Raw genomic sequence first — 17,839 nt, forward strand, 5'->3', positions numbered from 1 at the left:
AACCTGTCACTGAAGCAAGGGGCATGGCCAGGGTAAGTCATTGATGTGACTGGGAAATTGCGGCCTGGCACGGACGCTGCGTTGGGATGGTTGGTTCAACCTCATTCCAACGACGACACCATGACCCTCCGCTCCCTCTTCACGACCGCACGCCTGTCCCTGGGCGCCGTTGCACTGGCCTGCGCCGCGCTGCCGATGACCGCTTCGGCGGACGTGGTGTTCCAGTCGTTCCCCAGCCTGACCGGCAATACGCCCGCGACGCCGTGGTGCTCGGGCTGCGGCGGCACGTACCGCGTCTTCGACCAGTTCACGCTGGGTTCGGCCAGCGACATCACCGGCTTCAGCGTCAACATCTACAACTCGGCGCCATACTGGAACAACGGCATGACGTTCTCGGTGTGGAGCATCGGCGGCGACGGCCTGCCGGGCGCGCAGCTGTTCAGCCAGACGCTGGTCGCCGGCGACTTCACGACGACGGACCTCGGCGGCCTCCAGGGCACGGCCACCACCGACGATCTGCTCAACCTGACTCTGGCGGCCGGCACCTACTACGCCAGTTTCTACAACACCGACCTGGGCGTGTGGGGCTACAGCCATGTGGGCGGTCAGCTGTACCAGCAGGGCGCGGGCGTGCGCAGCGGCGAGAGCGTCGTGTTCGCGCTGGAAGGCAACGCCGTGCCGGAACCCGCTTCGCTGGCGCTGGCCGGCCTCGCGCTGGCGGCGGTCGGTGTTGTGCGTCGCCGCAAGTCGGCCTGACCGCTGACATCAGCGTCGGACGAATCGGTCCGACAACACCGCCACCAGGCGGTGGTTCGAACGCCCGCACTCGCGGGCGTTTTCACGTCCGGCGCGGATTGACGCAGCTCGGTGCCGTAGGACGTGGGATGGCTGGGAGCCGAAGCGGCGACAGGAACTCAGCGCGCGCCGCGCATCGACAACGTGCCATCTTCGCTGGCGGGATCTCCATCGATCACCCGACGGTCGATCTGGCCGTCGCAGCTCTTGGCGCTGCACTGTTGGTTCACCAGCCGCAGCGGCTTCGACGCCGTCGGCTCACCGCGCTCGATGACCGGCAGCACGACCTGACCCTGGGTCGCGCTGGCCTGCAAGGAATCGCACCCGGCCCAGTAGCCGACGAAGCGATGCGCCGTTCCCGCGGGCTTGCCGCCGTTGAACGGCACCAGCACCACGCTGGTCCAGCGTTGGTACACGCCGCTCTTGCCGATGCCGGCATGCGCGAACTCCATGCACGTGCCCCAGCGCTGGCCGCCGGACGTCACGCGGTAGGCGTCCGTCGACGTCCAGTCGATGTCCGGGAGTGGCTCGCCGCCCATGGCCTTGTGCTCGACGAGGACGAGTTGCCTGCCGCCTGGCGCCTTGGCGAAGCCGCCCTTGTCGCGGTCGAGGCGCAGCTCGCCGACGTCGACGAAGCAGCCTTGCGGTCCGCACCAGCCTTCGGTCTTGATCGGCTCCAGCGCCGCGGGCGTCGCCGTGCCGCGCAGCAGGTCGCGCAGCTCGGTCGCATTCCTGGCCACGGCGTCGGCGTGCGCCGCGCAGGCGACGAAGAGCGAGCCGGCGAGGGTGGTCGCGGCAATCTGCAGCGATCGAGGCAGCGATCGCGGCAGCGAACGGCGCAGGGAACAGCGCAGGGAGTGGCTCAACGAAGCGCGGAACGGACGGGACAGGCGGGGCATCAGTCGTACACCTTGTTGTTGGTGGCCTTCACGAAGTCGTCGTTGTACTTCCAGAAGATGGTCCCGCCGTACGCGGCGGTGGACTCGTATTTGTAATCCCATTTGCCGCGCAGCTTGGTCTTGGCGCCCGCCGCGCTGCGCCACCACTCTTCACCGGGGACGTCCTTGTCCTTGATGCCGTAGATGTTGTGCTTCGGGTCGGTGATGTGGATGCCGGCCTTGACCTTGGGATGCTTGTCGTAGTTCGACTTGATGTCGGCGCCGTCCCAGAAGTAGCCGCCGTTGGCGTAGTCCGTGCCGGTGGCGCTCAGCGCGTTGCGCGCGCCGCGCACGGCCTCGCTCATGCCGGTGTCGGCGGCGATCTCTTCGGCCGTGGCCTTCTTGAGCTTGTTGTGCCGCTGGTTGCCGTCATGCGCGGCGAACGCGAAGGTCTTGTCCGTCTTGATGAACGCGCTGATCGACGCGAAGCCGCGCGCCTTCTGCTGACGCACCAGCACGTTGGCGATGGCGGCCATCTCCTCGTAGACGTTGCCGGTCGATCCCTCGCCGTACGCCACGGCGGCCAGCGCGCGGGTGTCGTCGTCGATCGCCGGCGCCTTCTCGGCGCGCGGCGCGGCGCCGACCGGCGACACCAGCGGGGACGCGGCGCGGATCATCGTGCCGTCGTCGATCTCGTGGGTGTTGGCCCCGGCGCCCAATGGTCCGGGAATGCGTGCAGCAGGCATCGGCGCCTCTTCAGAATGCGGATGAACCGGAAGGTACCGGGCGGGCCGGGCGCGCCGAAGTGACTTTGGCCTCTGCACAGGCGGGAATTCGCAACGGGATGTTTCGAGCCAGGCAAGTCCTGCCCCCTGGTTCCCAGGCGGAGGAGGAAGCGCCCGGCGGCGTCGCGGGCGATCGTCGCCCGAAGTGACCTTCGCCTCTTACTTGCGCGATAGGCGCCCCCTACCGTGCGGACCAGAACGATTCAGCAAGATCCATGGCCTCACCTTTCCGCCTCAAGACCGCCTTGCCTGAAGAGACCCTGCGCGTGCACACCTGTGTGTCGCGGGAGGCTCTGAGCGACGCTGGAGACACCACGCTGACGCTGTTGAGCGAGCGCAAGGACATCCAGGCCTCGGAGCTGCTGGGCAAGCCCGCGACGCTGACGATCGCGCTGCGCGACGATGCGCCGCGCTACCTCAGCGGCTACGTGACGCGCTTCGCGCAGCGCGGCTTCGAGGGCAAGCACTGCGTCTACGAGATGCAGCTCAAGCCGTGGCTGTGGCTGCTGTCGCGGACCTCGGACTGCCGCATCTTCCAGGAGCTGTCGGTCCCCGACATCGTCAAGCAGGTGTTCGAGGACCACCCGGTCGCGCGCTACGAGTTCAAGCTGCTGCGTCCGTACCGGACCTGGAACTACTGCGTCCAGTACCGCGAGACCGACTTCAACTTCGTCGCGCGACTGCTCGAGCACGAGGGCATCTACTGGTACGTGGAGCACGACGAAGGCGGCCACAAGGTCGTGCTGTGCGACTCGGCCAGCGGGCACGACGCCCGGCCGGGCTGCGAGTCGCTGCCGTTCTACGGCTCGGGCGCGCAGGCCACGCCGCAGCTGGAGTACGTGCAGAACTGGAGCAGCGCCGAGTGCGTGAAGCCGGGCAAGGTCGTCATCACCGACTACGACTTCCAGCGGCCGTCGACGTCGCTGGAGACCAACCAGAGCGTGGCGCGCAATTACGACCTGTCCGACGGCGAGATCTTCGACTACCCGGGCGGCTACATCCAGACGGGTGACGGGTCGCAGTACGTGGAGGACCGCCTCGACGAGCTGCAGACGCAGTTCCAGACTTATGACGGCACGACCAACGCGCAGGGCGTGAGCACGGGGCACTTGCTGTCGCTGACCCGTCATCCGCGCGAGAGCGAGAACGCGCAGTACCTGATCACGGGCACGCAGATCAGCCTGAGCCAAGCGGCCAACGAGGCGGGCTCGGGCGAGACGGGGCTGCGCTGCAGCTTCAACTGCATCCCGGCGGCGCAGCAGTACCGGCCGCCGCGGCGCACCCCGAAGCCGTTGGTGGCGGGGCCGCAGACGGCCATCGTCAGCGGTCCGGCGGGCGAGGAGATCCACACCGACAAGTACGGCCGGGTGAAGGTGCAGTTCCACTGGGACCGGCGCGGCAGGAGCGACGAGCGAAGCTCGTGCTGGGTGAGCGTGGCGCATCCGTGGGCAGGCTCGAACTTCGGCGGCATCCACATCCCGCGCATCGGGCAGGAAGTGATCATCGGGTTCATCGAAGGCGACCCGGACGCGCCCATCATCATGGGTCGGACCTACAACGGCGAGAACCTGCCGCCGTGGGACCTGCCGGCCAACGCGACGCAGAGCGGCTTCCTGACGCGCTCGACCAAGGGCGGCAGCTACGGCAACGCCAACGCGATCCGCTTCGAGGACAAGCACGGCGACGAGCAGCTGTGGATCCACGCGGAGAAGAACCAGGACATCGAGGTCGAGAACGACGAGACGCACTGGGTCGGACGGGATCGGACCAAGACGATCGACCGGCATGAGACGGTGTTCGTGAAGGGCAACCGCACGGAGACGGTCGATCTGGACGAGACGATCACGGTGCACAAGAACCGCACCGAGCGCGTGGACCTCGACGAGAAGATCTCCATCGGGATGAACCGCACGGAAGACGTCGGCATCAACGAGACCATCTCGATCGGCGCCAATCAGGAGATCGCCATCGGCGGCATGAAGACCGAGACGATCACGCTGGCCTCGATGCAGAACGTCGGTCTCGGACGGATGGACAACGTCGGCCTGGGCTACAACCTGAACGTCGGCGGACTGATGGCCACCGTGGTCGGTCTCAACCAGACCACCGCCGTGGGGCATTCGATCAACATCACCGCCGGCGATCGCCTGAGCATCACCGTCGGCGCGAGCAGCCTGCTCATGACCACGGACGGGCGGATCGAGATCAGCGGCAAGGAAGTGATCATCCGCGGCGACAAGAAAGTGGAAGTGCACGGCGATGACGTCGACACCAACCCGGTCGGTTGAGGACCTGCGCGGCGCCGACCTGCCGCGACTGATCCTGCGCGACCTGACCGGGCGGTCGCATCTGCAGTTCGACGCGCTGGATCCGGCGCTGCGCCTGATCCACACGGTGGTGCTGAAGGAGCGCTACCGGCTCGGCGAGCCGGACGAGGCCGGCGTGGCGCCGCTGCTGCTCGACGAGGCGCCCGCGCCGCTCAACGAGGAGGACCTGCCGCACGACGGCAACCCCGCGCTCACGATCCGCGAGGAGAGCGACCTCGCGCCGTACAAGCCGATGTGCGACGTGCTCGTCGTGGGATCGGCGCATGCACCCGAGGCGACGCCGGTGTCCTCCTTCGTCGCGCGACTGCGTGTGTTCGAGCCGAAGGCCCCGGCCACCGGCGCGACATCGGCAGCGACCGCGACGTCGGCTTCGCCCGAACCGGTGTCCGCGCGCGACGCCTTCAACGTGCTGATCGACAAGCAGGTGCGCGTGCACGGGCCGCGCTGGTGGATGCGACGTTCCGCCGACGGCGACGGTCGCGACGGCCGTGCTTCAGGGCCGGATGACTGGATGCTCAGCGCCGCCGAGCCGATCGAGCGTTGCGCGCTCCGTTATGAAAACGGCTTCGGCGGCCAAAGCCGCATCGACGTCGGCAGCCCGGTGGCCAGCGAGGTGCCCGCGCGCCATCACCTGCGTCCCGATCAGTTGGCGGCTCATCCGGATGCGTCCGCGGACCTGCCGCAACGTCCGCTCGCGCACGAGGCCAGCCGGTTCAATCCGGCGGGGCGGGGATTCACGCGCGAATGGTTCCTGCAGGCGTCGAAGCTCGACCGTCTGCCAGCGCATCAGATCGAGCTCGCGCATCAGCCGGTCACCGTCGACGACTTCTGGCATGTCGCCGCCGGACGCGAGTCGCTGGAGACCGTAGGCCTCGGCCCGATCGAGCGCGGCTGGGCGCCGCGCGTCGGCTGGATCGGTCGCGAGGCGCCGGATCCGGCGCACGTCGCCGCGGGCCTGGCGCTGAACCGCGACTTCGATTTCCGCTACTGGAACTGCGCGCCCGCGGATCAGCAATGCCGGCCGCTGCGCGGCGGCGAGCGCGTCGTGCTGGACAACCTCTGGCCGCGGTCGCACCCGGCGGCGAGGCCCGTCCAGGGCGGCCATCGGATGACGATGTTCGAGCTGCCGGATCGCGGCTTCGTCCTCATGGGCATCGATGCGGAGGGCGACGTGCGCTGCTTCGACCCCGTGATCGACACCGTGCTGATCGACAGCGACGACGGCGTCGTCGACATCTGCTGGCGCTGGAGCGTCAGCGCGCAACATGGGCTGGAAGAGGCCCGCCTGATGGAGGCGACGACGCCCGGACAACGCGAGCGGCTCGCCGAGCTGCGCGCCGTGCTGGCGCAGCCGGCCATGTAGCCGCCTGCGTCGGCGCAGACACGCCGTTTCCGACCTTCCCCCGCAACCGCCGCCGCCACGCCGTCGGCCCTTGATCCTCCTCATGGCCCGCGAAACCGTCACCCGATCCAAGCGCTTCTTCTGCGTCAGCCTGCAGCCCGATGTCTGTCTCACCCCGGTGGGCAGCAACATCGTGCCGATCCCGTATCCGATCAAGGGCGAGTTCAAGGAAGCCACGGCCGCATCGCGCAACGTCAAGCACCAGGGCGATCCGGCGGTGCTGCACGGCCAGACCTTCATCCCGAAGGTGACCGGCGATGCGCGCGGCGTGAAGGGCGGGGTCAAGAGCGGCACCTACCTCGACAAGGCGGAGCCCAAGGACAAGAGCAGCACGTCGACCAGCAACGCGAAGGCCTGGGTGCGGGAGGCCGACCTGATCTGGATGAACGCCCGCAACACGATGGGGCGCATCCACGAGCGGGGGACGGCTGCGGCGAAAGGCCGGCTCAAGGGCGCGGCGCAGGCGTATCGCGACAGCGGCGCGTCCGACGCGCTGCATGAGTTCAGCGACGAGGCGATGGAGACCGGCGGCAAGGTGGCGACCGCCGGGGCCGCCACGACGCTGGTGGGCGGCGGCGTGGCGCTGACGGGCGTGGGCGCGCCGGTGGGCGGCGCGATCGCCACGGCCGGCGGCGCGGTGACGGCGGTCGGCGGCGGCGTGACCGCGGTCGGCGCCGCCACCGGGTCGGCGACCGACGTGCTGGATACGACGGTGGACTGGGTGCTCGACGACAAGGCGCCGAGCCTGGGCGCCCTCGCGGAAAAGGCCGCCGAGCGCGGCGCCACCTGGGCGTTGGGCAAGCTGCCAGGCGGAGGGCGCCTGCTGGCACGCTTCTTCCCGAAGAAGCATCCGCCGGCCAAGAAGCCCGAACCCAAGCCGCACGCCGCCAAACACGAGGAAGACAAGCCCGACGGTGGCAAGACGCAGAAAAAGGCACCCGAGGACAAGAAGCAACCGAAGGAGTGCTGCCCGCAGAACCAGGGGCCGGGCAAGGCGGCGACGCGCAGCCGGCGGCCGATCCACTACGGCACCGGGGATGAGCTGCTGTCGGAACTCGACGCCGAGATCGACGGCCTGATGCCGGTCGCCTGGTCGCGCGCCTACCGGTCGAGCCACGCGGCGTATGACCGCGGGTTGCTCGGCGCGCGATGGACCTCGCCCTACCTGGTCCGCCTGAGCATTGGCGCGCGCGGCATTGCGTACCACGACGCGACCGGTCGGACGGTCCTGCTGCCGCTGTTGTCGGTCGGTGGAACGATCGATGACGCGTTCGAGGCCTTCACGCTGACGCGTGTGGAGGAGTGGCGCTTCGAACTGCGTTGGCGCGACGGCACCCTCGATGCATTCGAGCGGCCGCGCTGCGAGGCGCTGGCGGTCGATGTGATGCCGCTCGGCCTCGAGGGCCTGCGGCCGCGATCGCTGCGCCTGCTGGAAGAGCCCGCGCCGCGCATGGAACGCGTCCAGTGCTGCTACCTGACGGAACAGCGACGTCCGGACGGGCTCTCCGTGCGGCTCGACTGGCTGCCCGGATGGGAGTCGTCCGTGCTGCCGCAGCGCCTGGATGAAGACTTCGCGGTGCTCCGCATCACGGCGCCGGGCGGCATCGTGCTGGAGGCGCACGCGGCGCCGACGGGTGTGCTGACGGACGCGCAACGCGACTGCCATGGCGCCTTGCGGATCGGCAGATTGGTCCGCCGGCTCCCGGTCGACGGGACCGACGCCGGCGGGGTCTCGGTGGGGTGGCAGGTCTTGACGCGCTACGCCTATGGCCTGGAAGCGCCGCGTGACGGCGCGGACCTGTCGGCGCTGGATCTGCTCGGACGCAAGGACGCGCTGGGCCATCTCTGGCGCTACCACTACGACACGCACCTGCTGACGCGCTACGCCGATCCGACCGGAGGCGCATGGGTGCTTCGCTGGCAGGGCGCGGACGTGCTGTTCCAGCCGGCGGACCCCGTCGAGACCGAGCCCGCGACTCCGACTTCGACCGCGACCGCGGCCGAGACCGATACCTCGACCGATGCATTGACCGATGTCGTGAAGGCGCAGCCTCCGAGCGACTTTGCGCCTGCACACCGCGGGACCTGGTCGCCGCTGACCAGCCACTGGGCACGTGCCATCTACGCCGGCGCGGAGGACGGAACGGAGCCTGTCCACATCGACTACCTCGACGCCGACACCACCCGTGTCCGGCAGAGCGACGACAGTCTCTGGACCTACCGCTTCAATGCCAACAACCTGTGCGTGGATGTGCGGGTCCAGGACCACGCGACGGCGGACGCACGCCGGCTTGGCACCCGCCGCTGGAGCGCTGCGGGCGATCTGCTCGAGGAGACCGACGCCGCCGGCCACACGACGCGCTTCACCTACGACGCGCAGGGGAACCTGCTCAGCACCACCGACGCGATGGGCGGACGGACGGTGCTGCAGTACGACGAACGCAACCAGCCGATCCGGACCATCGATGCGATGGGCCACGTGCAGGAGCGCGCGTTCGACGCTGATGGTCGCGTGGTGGCGCAGACCGATGCGCTGGGGCGCGTTACCCGGATGGCCTACAACGTGTTCGGCCAGTTGCGGGAACTGATGGACGCGGCGGGCCGCGCGAAGACCTATGTCTACGACGGCAGCGGCCGGCTGATGGCCTACGTCGATTGCTCCGGATCCGAGACGCGTTTCGACTGGGACGCGCGCGGCCGGTTGATCGCCCGGACGGATGCGTTGGGACACAGCGTTCGCTACGGTTGGGACGAGATCGACCGGCTCGTGGCGATCCGCTATCCCGACGGCGGCGAGGAACGGTTCACCTACGACGCCATGGGTCGCCTGCTCGTCCACATGGACGGGGTGGGGCGTCAGACGACCTACCGCTACCAGATGCAGGGACTGCCGGTCGAGCGCATCGATGCGGCCGGTCAGCGCCTGCAGTACCGCTACGACCGCGCGCTGCGGCTGGTCGAGTTGATCAACGGCAACGGCGAGTCGTATCGCCTTGCCTATGACGCGCAAGGGCGGCTGATCCAGGAGACGGGCTTCGACGGACTCGTCAGCCGCTACGACTACGACGCCGCAGGCGAGCTGGTCGCCAGTCAGCGCGGCGCGATCCGCACCGACTACGTGCGCGACGCGCTGGGCCGCATGCTGGCGCGCGTGACGCCGGACGGGCAGGAGCGCTTCGCCTGGGATCCGCTGAGCCGCGTCATCGCCGTCGAGAACGCGGCGGCGCAGTCGCGGCTGCGCTGGGATGCGGCGGGGCAACTGATCGAGGAGCGCCAGCGCATCGAGTTGACGCCGGAAAGCGTTCGACCGGATCCCGCCGGCGGCTGGCCCGATGCGGCCGAGCGCGGCACAGCGGCGGCCTCCTTCCTGCTGCGGCATGAGTACGACGCCTTGGGGCAGCGCGTGGCGACGCGCCTGCCGAACGGGCGCGTGCTGCAGACCCAGCGCTACGGTCCGGGACACTGGCACGGCGTGCTGTGGCAAGGACGCCCGCTGGTCGACGTCGATCGTGACGCGCTGCATCGCGAGACGCGACGCAGCCTGGGTGGGCTCCGCCTCGGCGGCATGCGGCGCGAACTGCGCTACGACCGCGCGTCGCGCTGGACGCGCAGCGTGTTCGGCTTCGGGGACGCGGCGCCGGGCGCGCTGCGCGAGCGCGAGTACGGCTACGCGCGCACGGGCGACATCGAGCGCATCGACGATTCCGTGCTGGGAGAGCTGCGCTACACGCATGACGTGGTGGGGCAGTTGATGTCCGCGATCCAGCCGGGCTTGCGGGAGACCTTCGCGTTCGATCCGGCGGGCAACCTCGTCCCCTTGCCGGGCGCGACGTCCGCTGCCTCGATCTCGACGGGGCAGCACGCGCTCGCGGCGCCGGCGCGTGGCAACGTGGTGACGCAGGCGCTCGGTTGGCACTACGAGCACGATGCCGACGGCAATGCGGTGCGCAAGCATTGGGTGCAGGACGATGCCGCGAACGAGGCGGCGATCGGCGTCGGGGTCGAGGTCGACGATCTGAATCTGCAGTACGACGCGCATCAGCGGCTGGTCCGTGCGGAGCGCGCGACGCCTCAAGGCGTGCTGACGAGCCGCTACGCGTACGACGCGATCGGACGCCGCGTGCTCAAGCGCGTCGCAACGCCGGACGGCGAGCACGTCACCGTGTTCGTCTGGAACGGCGACCTCATGGTCCAGGAGGTCGATGCACAGGGCACCGTGAGTTACGTGCACGAGCCCGACAGCTTCACGCCGCTGGCGCGGGTCCGCGGCGCGGAGACGCTGGCGGCTTTCGACAGCGCGTCGGTCGCGTTCGCGCCTGTGGTCGCGTGGGATCGACCGGATGCGCCTTCCGCGGAGCCGGACGCACACGTGCGCTGGTACCGGCGCCTGGAACGCTGGCGCGCGGACTGCGAGGCAGAGCAGGCGGCGCAGACGCGATGGGACGGCGCCGACGCCGCGAACGACGAGGTGCTCTTCTACGAGTGCGACCACCTCGGCACGCCGCTGGCGCTGCTGGACGGCAATGGCCGTGCGCGCTGGCGCGCCCGCTACCGCGCCTGGGGGCGCCTGGCGCGGACCGACGTCGACGAAGTTCGCCAGCCCTTGCGCTTCCAAGGGCAGTACGAGGACGAGGAGACGGGGCTCTTCTACAACCGGCATCGCTACTACGACCCGGATGCGGGGCGGTATCTGACGCAGGATCCGATCGGGTTGATGGGTGGCTTCAATCTCTACCAGTACGCACCCGACCCTGTGACGTGGGTCGACCCATTGGGGCTGACGAAGGGAAAGGGCGGTTGTGACGCGTGCTGCGGGAAGGATCCGTCGTCGGAGGCTCGAGCTTGGCAGGGGGTCAGCCCCGCCAATCCTCACAACATCTACACCGGTGTCGACAGTTATCAGAATGTTGTGCTTCGCAAAGGAACGATCCTGTATTCGCTGCACCCGGGTGGAGCGCCTGGCTACGCGGTGCAGAACCACACGTTGATGAGGGCCAAGGGCAGCGTTTCGGACTATTACGACCTGGTGCAGGTGAGCCAGGATCCGGGCATCGATTCGAAGACGGGTCTGCCGCGCAAACTCCGCACCGAAGTGCGCGCTTATCGGGTCAAGGAAGACATCTGCGTAGCGCGTGGTACGGCGCTTGCGAACCCTCAGTTCGGCCCGGGGGGTGGTACTCAATACTTCGTGTCAAAGTCCGATCTCGGCCACCTCACTGCGGGGAAAATCAGACCCATCTGAAGGAACGATATGAGCAAGAAGTCAGCATGGAAGCGCTTCCACACGTCGGTCGGTTTCCAGTACGACTATCCCGACGCGCTAGCGCTGTCGGACGACGAGGCCGCGGCAGCTGCCGCAGACGTGGCGCGGCAGATTCGCGCGCGTAAGAGCGGGACTGAAAGCGCGCAGGACTGGGTGCTCCTCGCGCTGAAGCTGCCTGAAAGTCTTCAGCAGGTGCTGCTTGACCAACTGGACCGCGGCAACTTGATGACGGGCATCGGGCAGTCGGGATGGCCGACCGACGCGTCGATTGTCGCGAATATGCGGGATCGCTTCGACGGTGAGGGTCGGGTCTTTCCGGCCGAGGTGACCTGGACGGTAGTCAATGATCCCCGCCAATGGCGCGAGGACGTGAGCCAGACTGTCGCGGGTCAGGAGCACATGCTGATGGCGTGACGCCTCGCGTCCGACATCCGCTCGCAGGAAGGCAAGGTCGACCGGTGGTGTTGGATATCGATGTCTTGAAGGGTTGTGTTGCCGTTGATGGCGGGGTCGTCTGGCAGTCCGGCGCATCTGGCCTGGCCGCTCTCGAACGGTCTCCGGTCACGTGCTTGGACCTGTCCGCAAAGCTGGTGGTCGACACGCGTGACGGCAAGGCGGTGGCGTTCATTCTGTTCGACGAGGAGGACTTTCCGGAGTCCATCTTGACCACGCTGATGGTGCGGCGCTTCACCAGGAAGACCGGCGTCCAGCCGGAGATGATTGCCAAGTCACGCGCTTTCGCCCGATTCCCTTGGGGCGACATCGAGTTCTACGTTGACCCGAAGGTGGGAGACCTGTCGATCGTGATTCGCGGTCGCTGAAGGAGCATCGCTCTGACCATGAGCGCCACTGACGATCTCAAACGTTCCGTTCTCGACATCAGCACCGCTGCATTCCTGCGAACGCACTTCGGCGAGGCGTGGTTTCGGCATGGCGATCCGCGGACGGTGCTTGCATTGAGTCTGGAAGAACTGCTCGCGTTCGCCCGCGTCCACGGAGTTCGTCGCGAGGTGCTCGTGGAGGGATGCTGGACCGGAGACGATCACTTCGTCATCGACGGGCAGCGTGGCCAGTGGCGGGTCGGCTTCGCAGAGCGGGGCGCGGTTCGGCTGATCGGGACTGCGGACTCAGTGCAGGCCGCTCGTGACCTGGTGACGCGGGAGCTGTTCGCTCTGTACGAAAGCGCTGCAGATCCATCCCATTGGAGCGGCGGAGTGCCCGCCGGCACGTCCTGGATTGATGCCTGAAGCGGGTTGAATGCGTGACCGGGCGTTCATCCGGAAATCGGTGAAACCTGCTGGTCGACATCGGAAAGTGCTGCATGTCCAGGTCTTGCCTGACCGTTCTGATAATTCTGCGAAATTCGTCCGCGCCAGTTCTAAGCTCGGGAGTGACTTTCGACCGTTGTGGTGCTTGCGGGTGATCCCTAGCCTCCGGGGTGTCGACCTGACCCCTGGTGCCATGGCCTCACCCTTCCGCCTCAAGACCGCCTTGCCTGAAGAGACCCTGCGCGTGCACACCTGTGTGTCGCGGGAGGCTCTGAGCGACGCTGGAGACACCACGCTGACGCTGTTGAGCGAGCGCAAGGACATCCAGGCCTCGGAGCTGCTGGGCAAGCCCGCGACGCTGACGATCGCGCTGCGCGACGATGCGCCGCGCTACCTCAGCGGCTACGTGACGCGCTTCGCGCAGCGCGGCTTCGAGGGCAAGCACTGCGTCTACGAGATGCAGCTCAAGCCGTGGCTGTGGCTGCTGTCGCGGACCTCGGACTGCCGCATCTTCCAGGAGCTGTCGGTCCCCGACATCGTCAAGCAGGTGTTCGAGGACCACCCGGTCGCGCGCTACGAGTTCAAGCTGCTGCGTCCGTACCGGACCTGGAACTACTGCGTCCAGTACCGCGAGACCGACTTCAACTTCGTCGCGCGACTGCTCGAGCACGAGGGCATCTACTGGTACGTGGAGCACGACGAAGGCGGCCACAAGGTCGTGCTGTGCGACTCGGCCAGCGGGCACGACGCCCGGCCGGGCTGCGAGTCGCTGCCGTTCTACGGCTCGGGCGCGCAGGCCACGCCGCAGCTGGAGTACGTGCAGAACTGGAGCAGCGCCGAGTGCGTGAAGCCGGGCAAGGTCGTCATCACCGACTACGACTTCCAGCGGCCGTCGACGTCGCTGGAGACCAACCAGAGCGTGGCGCGCAATTACGACCTGTCCGACGGCGAGATCTTCGACTACCCGGGCGGCTACATCCAGACGGGTGACGGGTCGCAGTACGTGGAGGACCGCCTCGACGAGCTGCAGACGCAGTTCCAGACTTATGACGGCACGACCAACGCGCAGGGCGTGAGCACGGGGCACTTGCTGTCGCTGACCCGTCATCCGCGCGAGAGCGAGAACGCGCAGTACCTGATCACGGGCACGCAGATCAGCCTGAGCCAAGCGGCCAACGAGGCGGGCTCGGGCGAGACGGGGCTGCGCTGCAGCTTCAACTGCATCCCGGCGGCGCAGCAGTACCGGCCGCCGCGGCGCACCCCGAAGCCGTTGGTGGCGGGGCCGCAGACGGCCATCGTCAGCGGTCCGGCGGGCGAGGAGATCCACACCGACAAGTACGGCCGGGTGAAGGTGCAGTTCCACTGGGACCGGCGCGGCAGGAGCGACGAGCGAAGCTCGTGCTGGGTGAGCGTGGCGCATCCGTGGGCAGGCTCGAACTTCGGCGGCATCCACATCCCGCGCATCGGGCAGGAAGTGATCATCGGGTTCATCGAAGGCGACCCGGACGCGCCCATCATCATGGGTCGGACCTACAACGGCGAGAACCTGCCGCCGTGGGACCTGCCGGCCAACGCGACGCAGAGCGGCTTCCTGACGCGCTCGACCAAGGGCGGCAGCTACGGCAACGCCAACGCGATCCGCTTCGAGGACAAGCACGGCGACGAGCAGCTGTGGATCCACGCGGAGAAGAACCAGGACATCGAGGTCGAGAACGACGAGACGCACTGGGTCGGACGGGATCGGACCAAGACGATCGACCGGCATGAGACGGTGTTCGTGAAGGGCAACCGCACGGAGACGGTTGACCTGGACGAGACCATCACGGTGCACAAGAACCGCACCGAGCGCGTCGACCTCGACGAGAAGATCTCCATCGGGATGAACCGCACGGAAGACGTCGGCATCAACGAGACGATCAGCATCGGGTCGAACCGGTCGGTGACGATCGGCGCGAACAAGACCGAGACCATCGCGATGGCGAAGGCCGAGACCATCGGCATGGCCAAGGCGTTGACGATCGGTCTGGGGTACCAGACGTCGGTTGGCGCGATGATGAACACGACGGTCGGTGCATTCCAGACGGAACAGGTCGGGCTGTACAAGAACACGATGGTCGGGAAGGACTACAGCATCAGCAGCGGCGCGGTGTACTCCGTCGACGCCAAGGACGAGATCCACCTGACGGTGGGCAAGGCCAGCCTGACGATGAAGTCCGACGGCACCATCATCCTCAACGGCCACACGCTCAGCGTCGGCACCACCGGCGAGCAGACCTTCAAGGCCGACGGCGAGGTGACGGTCAAGGGCAAGAAGATCCTGGAGAACTGACGTGGAGCGACTCGACTTGCCGGCGCAGGGCGTCGACGCGGCGGCGCAGGACGCGTCGCCGTTCCATGCGCTGTTGAATCAGGGCTCGCAGTCGGCGGCCATGCCGGTGCCGGGACAGGTGATCATCGGCACGCTGCAGGCGGTGCCCGCGCAAGGCGCGGCTGGCGCGGCGATGGTCGCCGGGCTGGGGCTCGTGGGCGTGGCGCACAGCCTGGTGCCGCTGTCGGCGGAACACGCCGGCCAGGGCGTCGCGCTGAGCGTGCTTGCCGGCGGCTCCGCGATCGTGCTGGGCTTGCTGTGGAACGGCGAGGCCGCGCCCGCAACGCAATCGGCGCAGGTGGTTCACGACGAGGAGCCGGAAGGGCTCGTCATCACGGTGGACGGTCATCGCGAGGTGATCGAAGCCGCCGAGGAACTCGAGCTGCGCTGCGGCGAGGCGTGCATCGTGCTGACGGCCGATGGCCGCATCCAGCTGCGCGGAACCTACATCACCAGCCATGCCAGCGCGACGCAGCGGATCGTCGGCGGGTCGGTGCACGTCAACTGAAAGCGACAGCGCGGTATGCAGCTTCATGTGGGCTCCCGGCATCTGGTGTCCGACGTCGCGGTGGCCCTGGATGCCGCCGGACGAGAGCATCTCGTGATCGCGGTCAAGGCGACCTGGCGGATCCCCGATCCGGGGCAGCGGCCGCGCCCGCTGCCGCCGTCGCCGATCGTGCTGGCCGATGAATACCATGGCGTCCCCGGCGAAAGCGCGATGCGCTATGGCGCCGACATGCCGCGCTTCAAACCGCGCTGCGACGTGATCTTCGACGCCCATGCGCACGCGCCGGACGGCGTGGCGGTGCGCGAGCTGATCGCCGGCGTCGAGATCGGTGAGTTCAGCAAGCGGGTGCGTGTCACTGGTGAGCGTCGCTGGCGGGCCGCCGGCTCTGGACGTACCGACTTCAAGCTGACCGAGCCGGAGCCCTTCGTCAGCTTGCCGCTTCATCATGCATTTGCGTTCGGCGGCACTCAGCCGGTGGATGGACATCCCGGCCAATCCGAGGTCCAGGAGTTCAACCCGATCGGTCTTGGCTTCGCGGGCGAGACGACGTGGCGCGCGATGGACGGCCGTCTTGCCCCGCGGCTGGAAGATCCGGCACGGCCTGTCCGCCACCCGGGCGACGACGCGGTGCCGTGGGCCTTGGGCGCGATCGGCCGGCATTGGCTGCCGCGCCGCCGTCACGGCGGCACCTATGACGACCGTTGGCGGCGCGAGGTATTCCCGCTGCTGCCGGAAGATTTCGATGAACGCTTTCATCAGGTCGCGCCTCCGGACCAGCAGATGGCTTATCCACGCGGCGGGGAGACGGTGCGTCTCACGCATCTGCTGAAGACGCATCCGGAACTCAGCTTTGCGCTGCCCAAGCTCGACATGCAAGTCCGTGTGCTGCGCACCGACTATCGACAGGAGGCGCCGGAGGCGGTTGTCGACACGTTGTTCTTCGAGCCCGAAGAGCGCCGTTTCAGCGTAGTCTGGCGCGCCAGCGTCCGCCAGTACCGGAGCATTCAGGAGTTCAGCGAAGTGGCGGTCGGCCCGATCGATCCGATCTGGTGGCGGCAGCGCGTGGCCGGGGGCTGCGCCGGCTGCGGCACGGTGGCGGACGTTCCCGGCGCCGTCGAGAACGAGGCAGTCGCATGAGTGCACAGATCCGGCCACCACGCCCGATGCGTATCGCCGCCGAAGGCCTGTGCAGCGCGCTCGGCTACACGCTGCCGCGCACGGTCGCGGCGATCCGCGCGCGGCTGAACCTGTTCCGCGAGACCCGGTTCGTCGGTCTCGGCGGCAAGCCGGTCGTCGGGGCCCCGGTGCATGGCTTCGACATCTGGGGCGGTCAGCGGCAGGCCGCTCTGCTTCGCATGGCCTTCGACGAAGCGTGGGAGCGCGCCAGGCTGGAGGAGGGCGAGTCGCTCTCGCCCCAGTCGACGGCGCTCCTGCTGATGCTGCCGTCGGCGTCGCAGCCGGCGACACCGCTGCGTGAACTGCATGAAGCGTTCCAGGCCGTGACGACCGATCACCGTCTGCATCCCGGCAGTCGCGCGATGCATGCGGGCCGGGGCGGAATTGCCGATGGCGTGCTGCTGGCGTCCCATCTGCTCGAGGACGGTATCGACGGTACCGAGGCGATCCGCCATGTCGTGCTGCTCGCGTCGGACAGCCTGCTGACGGCGCCGACGATCGACCGCCTGTTGGCGCAGCGCAGGCTCGCGGAGGATCGGCACACGGGTGTGTTGATTCCTGGCGAGGCCGCCGCGGCCGTGGTGCTGACGCGACTGGCCACGCGCGCCGACATGACCGAGGTCTGGATCACCGGCGCCGCGAGCGGGCAGGACGACTGGCGGATCGACGGCGATGAGCCGCTGCGTGCGCAGGCGTTGACCGCGGCGCTCCGGGAGGCGGCGCGGCAATCGGGCGTCGCCGTGGCCGATGCCGAGTTCCACGCCAGCGGCATGAACGGCGAGCACTGGATGGCACGCGAGATCGAACTCGCGATGTCGCGCGCGATGGAGCGCAAGCGCGTGGAGTTTCCTCATCACCGCATCGCGCAGTTCATCGGCGATGCCGGAACCGCGGGCGCGGTGGCCACGCTGGGCTGGATCGCGCATGAGATGCGTGCGCTGGGCACGATCGGGCATGCCGGAACGGCAGGTCTGGGTCGTACCGGCCTGCTGCATTTCGCCGAAGACGACGGACGCCGGTCCGCGTTGATGCTCCGCACCCGAGAACCGGCCCAGGACACTGCCTGAAG

At 68.2% G+C, this 17,839-nt stretch carries 13 protein-coding genes; 11 read left to right on the plus strand and 2 right to left on the minus strand.

The window, feature by feature from the left end; genetic code table 11:
• The first annotated feature begins 120 nt into the window (after positions 1-120).
• Positions 121-756, plus strand: a complete 636-nt coding sequence (locus tag ACQ4L4_RS06535) for a PEP-CTERM sorting domain-containing protein (protein ID WP_431103417.1) — start codon at positions 121-123, stop codon at positions 754-756.
• Positions 757-914: 158 nt separating this feature from the next.
• Here ACQ4L4_RS06535 and ACQ4L4_RS06540 read toward each other — a convergent pair whose 3' ends face one another.
• A complete protein-coding gene (locus ACQ4L4_RS06540; protein WP_431103419.1) occupies positions 915-1,694 on the minus strand; it encodes a hypothetical protein in 780 nt (259 codons plus the stop codon).
• Complete coding sequence (locus tag ACQ4L4_RS06545; RefSeq protein ID WP_431103420.1) at positions 1,694-2,419, minus strand: hypothetical protein; 726 nt, start codon at positions 2,417-2,419, stop codon at positions 1,694-1,696. Before ACQ4L4_RS06545 ends, ACQ4L4_RS06540 begins: the two co-directional genes overlap by 1 nt.
• Before the next feature lie 254 nt (positions 2,420-2,673).
• On the opposite strand from ACQ4L4_RS06545, the gene ACQ4L4_RS06550 reads away from it, so the two are divergent.
• The 10 genes from ACQ4L4_RS06550 (at position 2,674) to ACQ4L4_RS06595 (ending at position 17,837) form a co-directional block, all read left to right on the plus strand.
• Positions 2,674-4,746, plus strand: coding sequence for a type VI secretion system Vgr family protein (locus tag ACQ4L4_RS06550; protein ID WP_431103421.1), 2,073 nt, complete (start codon positions 2,674-2,676; stop codon positions 4,744-4,746).
• Positions 4,718-6,148: a DUF2169 family type VI secretion system accessory protein gene (locus tag ACQ4L4_RS06555; RefSeq protein ID WP_431103422.1), complete on the plus strand. Its 1,431-nt coding sequence runs from the start codon at positions 4,718-4,720 to the stop codon at positions 6,146-6,148. Before ACQ4L4_RS06550 ends, ACQ4L4_RS06555 begins: the two co-directional genes overlap by 29 nt.
• A gap of 82 nt (positions 6,149-6,230) precedes the next feature.
• The gene (locus tag ACQ4L4_RS06560) at positions 6,231-11,429 is read left to right on the plus strand and encodes an RHS repeat-associated core domain-containing protein (protein ID WP_431103423.1); all 5,199 of its coding nucleotides are present in this window, start codon (positions 6,231-6,233) and stop codon (positions 11,427-11,429) included.
• Positions 11,430-11,438: 9 nt separating this feature from the next.
• Positions 11,439-11,864: a hypothetical protein gene (locus ACQ4L4_RS06565; RefSeq protein WP_431103424.1), complete on the plus strand. Its 426-nt coding sequence runs from the start codon at positions 11,439-11,441 to the stop codon at positions 11,862-11,864.
• Between the two features lie 47 nt (positions 11,865-11,911).
• Positions 11,912-12,271, plus strand: a complete 360-nt coding sequence (locus tag ACQ4L4_RS06570; RefSeq protein ID WP_431103425.1) for a hypothetical protein — start codon at positions 11,912-11,914, stop codon at positions 12,269-12,271.
• An 18-nt stretch (positions 12,272-12,289) separates the two neighbouring features.
• Positions 12,290-12,697 (plus strand): hypothetical protein, encoded by a 408-nt coding sequence (locus ACQ4L4_RS06575; protein ID WP_431103426.1) that lies wholly within the window; start codon positions 12,290-12,292, stop codon positions 12,695-12,697.
• A gap of 214 nt (positions 12,698-12,911) precedes the next feature.
• The gene (locus ACQ4L4_RS06580; protein WP_431103427.1) at positions 12,912-15,047 is read left to right on the plus strand and encodes a type VI secretion system Vgr family protein; all 2,136 of its coding nucleotides are present in this window, start codon (positions 12,912-12,914) and stop codon (positions 15,045-15,047) included.
• Position 15,048: 1 nt separating this feature from the next.
• A complete protein-coding gene (locus ACQ4L4_RS06585) occupies positions 15,049-15,594 on the plus strand; it encodes a DUF6484 domain-containing protein (protein ID WP_431103428.1) in 546 nt (181 codons plus the stop codon).
• 15 nt (positions 15,595-15,609) lie between these two features.
• The gene (locus tag ACQ4L4_RS06590; protein WP_431103430.1) at positions 15,610-16,731 is read left to right on the plus strand and encodes a DUF2169 family type VI secretion system accessory protein; all 1,122 of its coding nucleotides are present in this window, start codon (positions 15,610-15,612) and stop codon (positions 16,729-16,731) included.
• Entirely contained in the window at positions 16,728-17,837 is a 1,110-nt protein-coding gene (locus ACQ4L4_RS06595; RefSeq protein ID WP_431103431.1) for a hypothetical protein, read from the plus strand. Before ACQ4L4_RS06590 ends, ACQ4L4_RS06595 begins: the two co-directional genes overlap by 4 nt.
• Positions 17,838-17,839 lie beyond the last annotated feature (2 nt).

The sequence above is a fragment of the Roseateles noduli genome, assembly GCF_050626985.1.
In the GTDB taxonomy this organism is placed as follows: Bacteria; Pseudomonadota; Gammaproteobacteria; order Burkholderiales; family Burkholderiaceae_C; genus Roseateles; species Roseateles noduli_A.

What these genes read in the sequence shown, in the direction of transcription:
- ACQ4L4_RS06535 (WP_431103417.1), top strand. Translation starts at nt 121, where the DNA reads ATGACCCTCCGCTCCCTCTTCACGACCGCACGCCTGTCCCTGGGCGCC.
- ACQ4L4_RS06540 (WP_431103419.1), bottom strand. Translation starts at nt 1,694, where the DNA reads ATGCCCCGCCTGTCCCGTCCGTTCCGCGCTTCGTTGAGCCACTCCCTG.
- ACQ4L4_RS06545 (WP_431103420.1), bottom strand. Translation starts at nt 2,419, where the DNA reads ATGCCTGCTGCACGCATTCCCGGACCATTGGGCGCCGGGGCCAACACC.
- ACQ4L4_RS06550 (WP_431103421.1), top strand. Translation starts at nt 2,674, where the DNA reads ATGGCCTCACCTTTCCGCCTCAAGACCGCCTTGCCTGAAGAGACCCTG.
- ACQ4L4_RS06555 (WP_431103422.1), top strand. Translation starts at nt 4,718, where the DNA reads ATGACGTCGACACCAACCCGGTCGGTTGAGGACCTGCGCGGCGCCGAC.
- ACQ4L4_RS06560 (WP_431103423.1), top strand. Translation starts at nt 6,231, where the DNA reads ATGGCCCGCGAAACCGTCACCCGATCCAAGCGCTTCTTCTGCGTCAGC.
- ACQ4L4_RS06565 (WP_431103424.1), top strand. Translation starts at nt 11,439, where the DNA reads ATGAGCAAGAAGTCAGCATGGAAGCGCTTCCACACGTCGGTCGGTTTC.
- ACQ4L4_RS06575 (WP_431103426.1), top strand. Translation starts at nt 12,290, where the DNA reads ATGAGCGCCACTGACGATCTCAAACGTTCCGTTCTCGACATCAGCACC.
- ACQ4L4_RS06580 (WP_431103427.1), top strand. Translation starts at nt 12,912, where the DNA reads ATGGCCTCACCCTTCCGCCTCAAGACCGCCTTGCCTGAAGAGACCCTG.
- ACQ4L4_RS06590 (WP_431103430.1), top strand. Translation starts at nt 15,610, where the DNA reads ATGCAGCTTCATGTGGGCTCCCGGCATCTGGTGTCCGACGTCGCGGTG.
- ACQ4L4_RS06595 (WP_431103431.1), top strand. Translation starts at nt 16,728, where the DNA reads ATGAGTGCACAGATCCGGCCACCACGCCCGATGCGTATCGCCGCCGAA.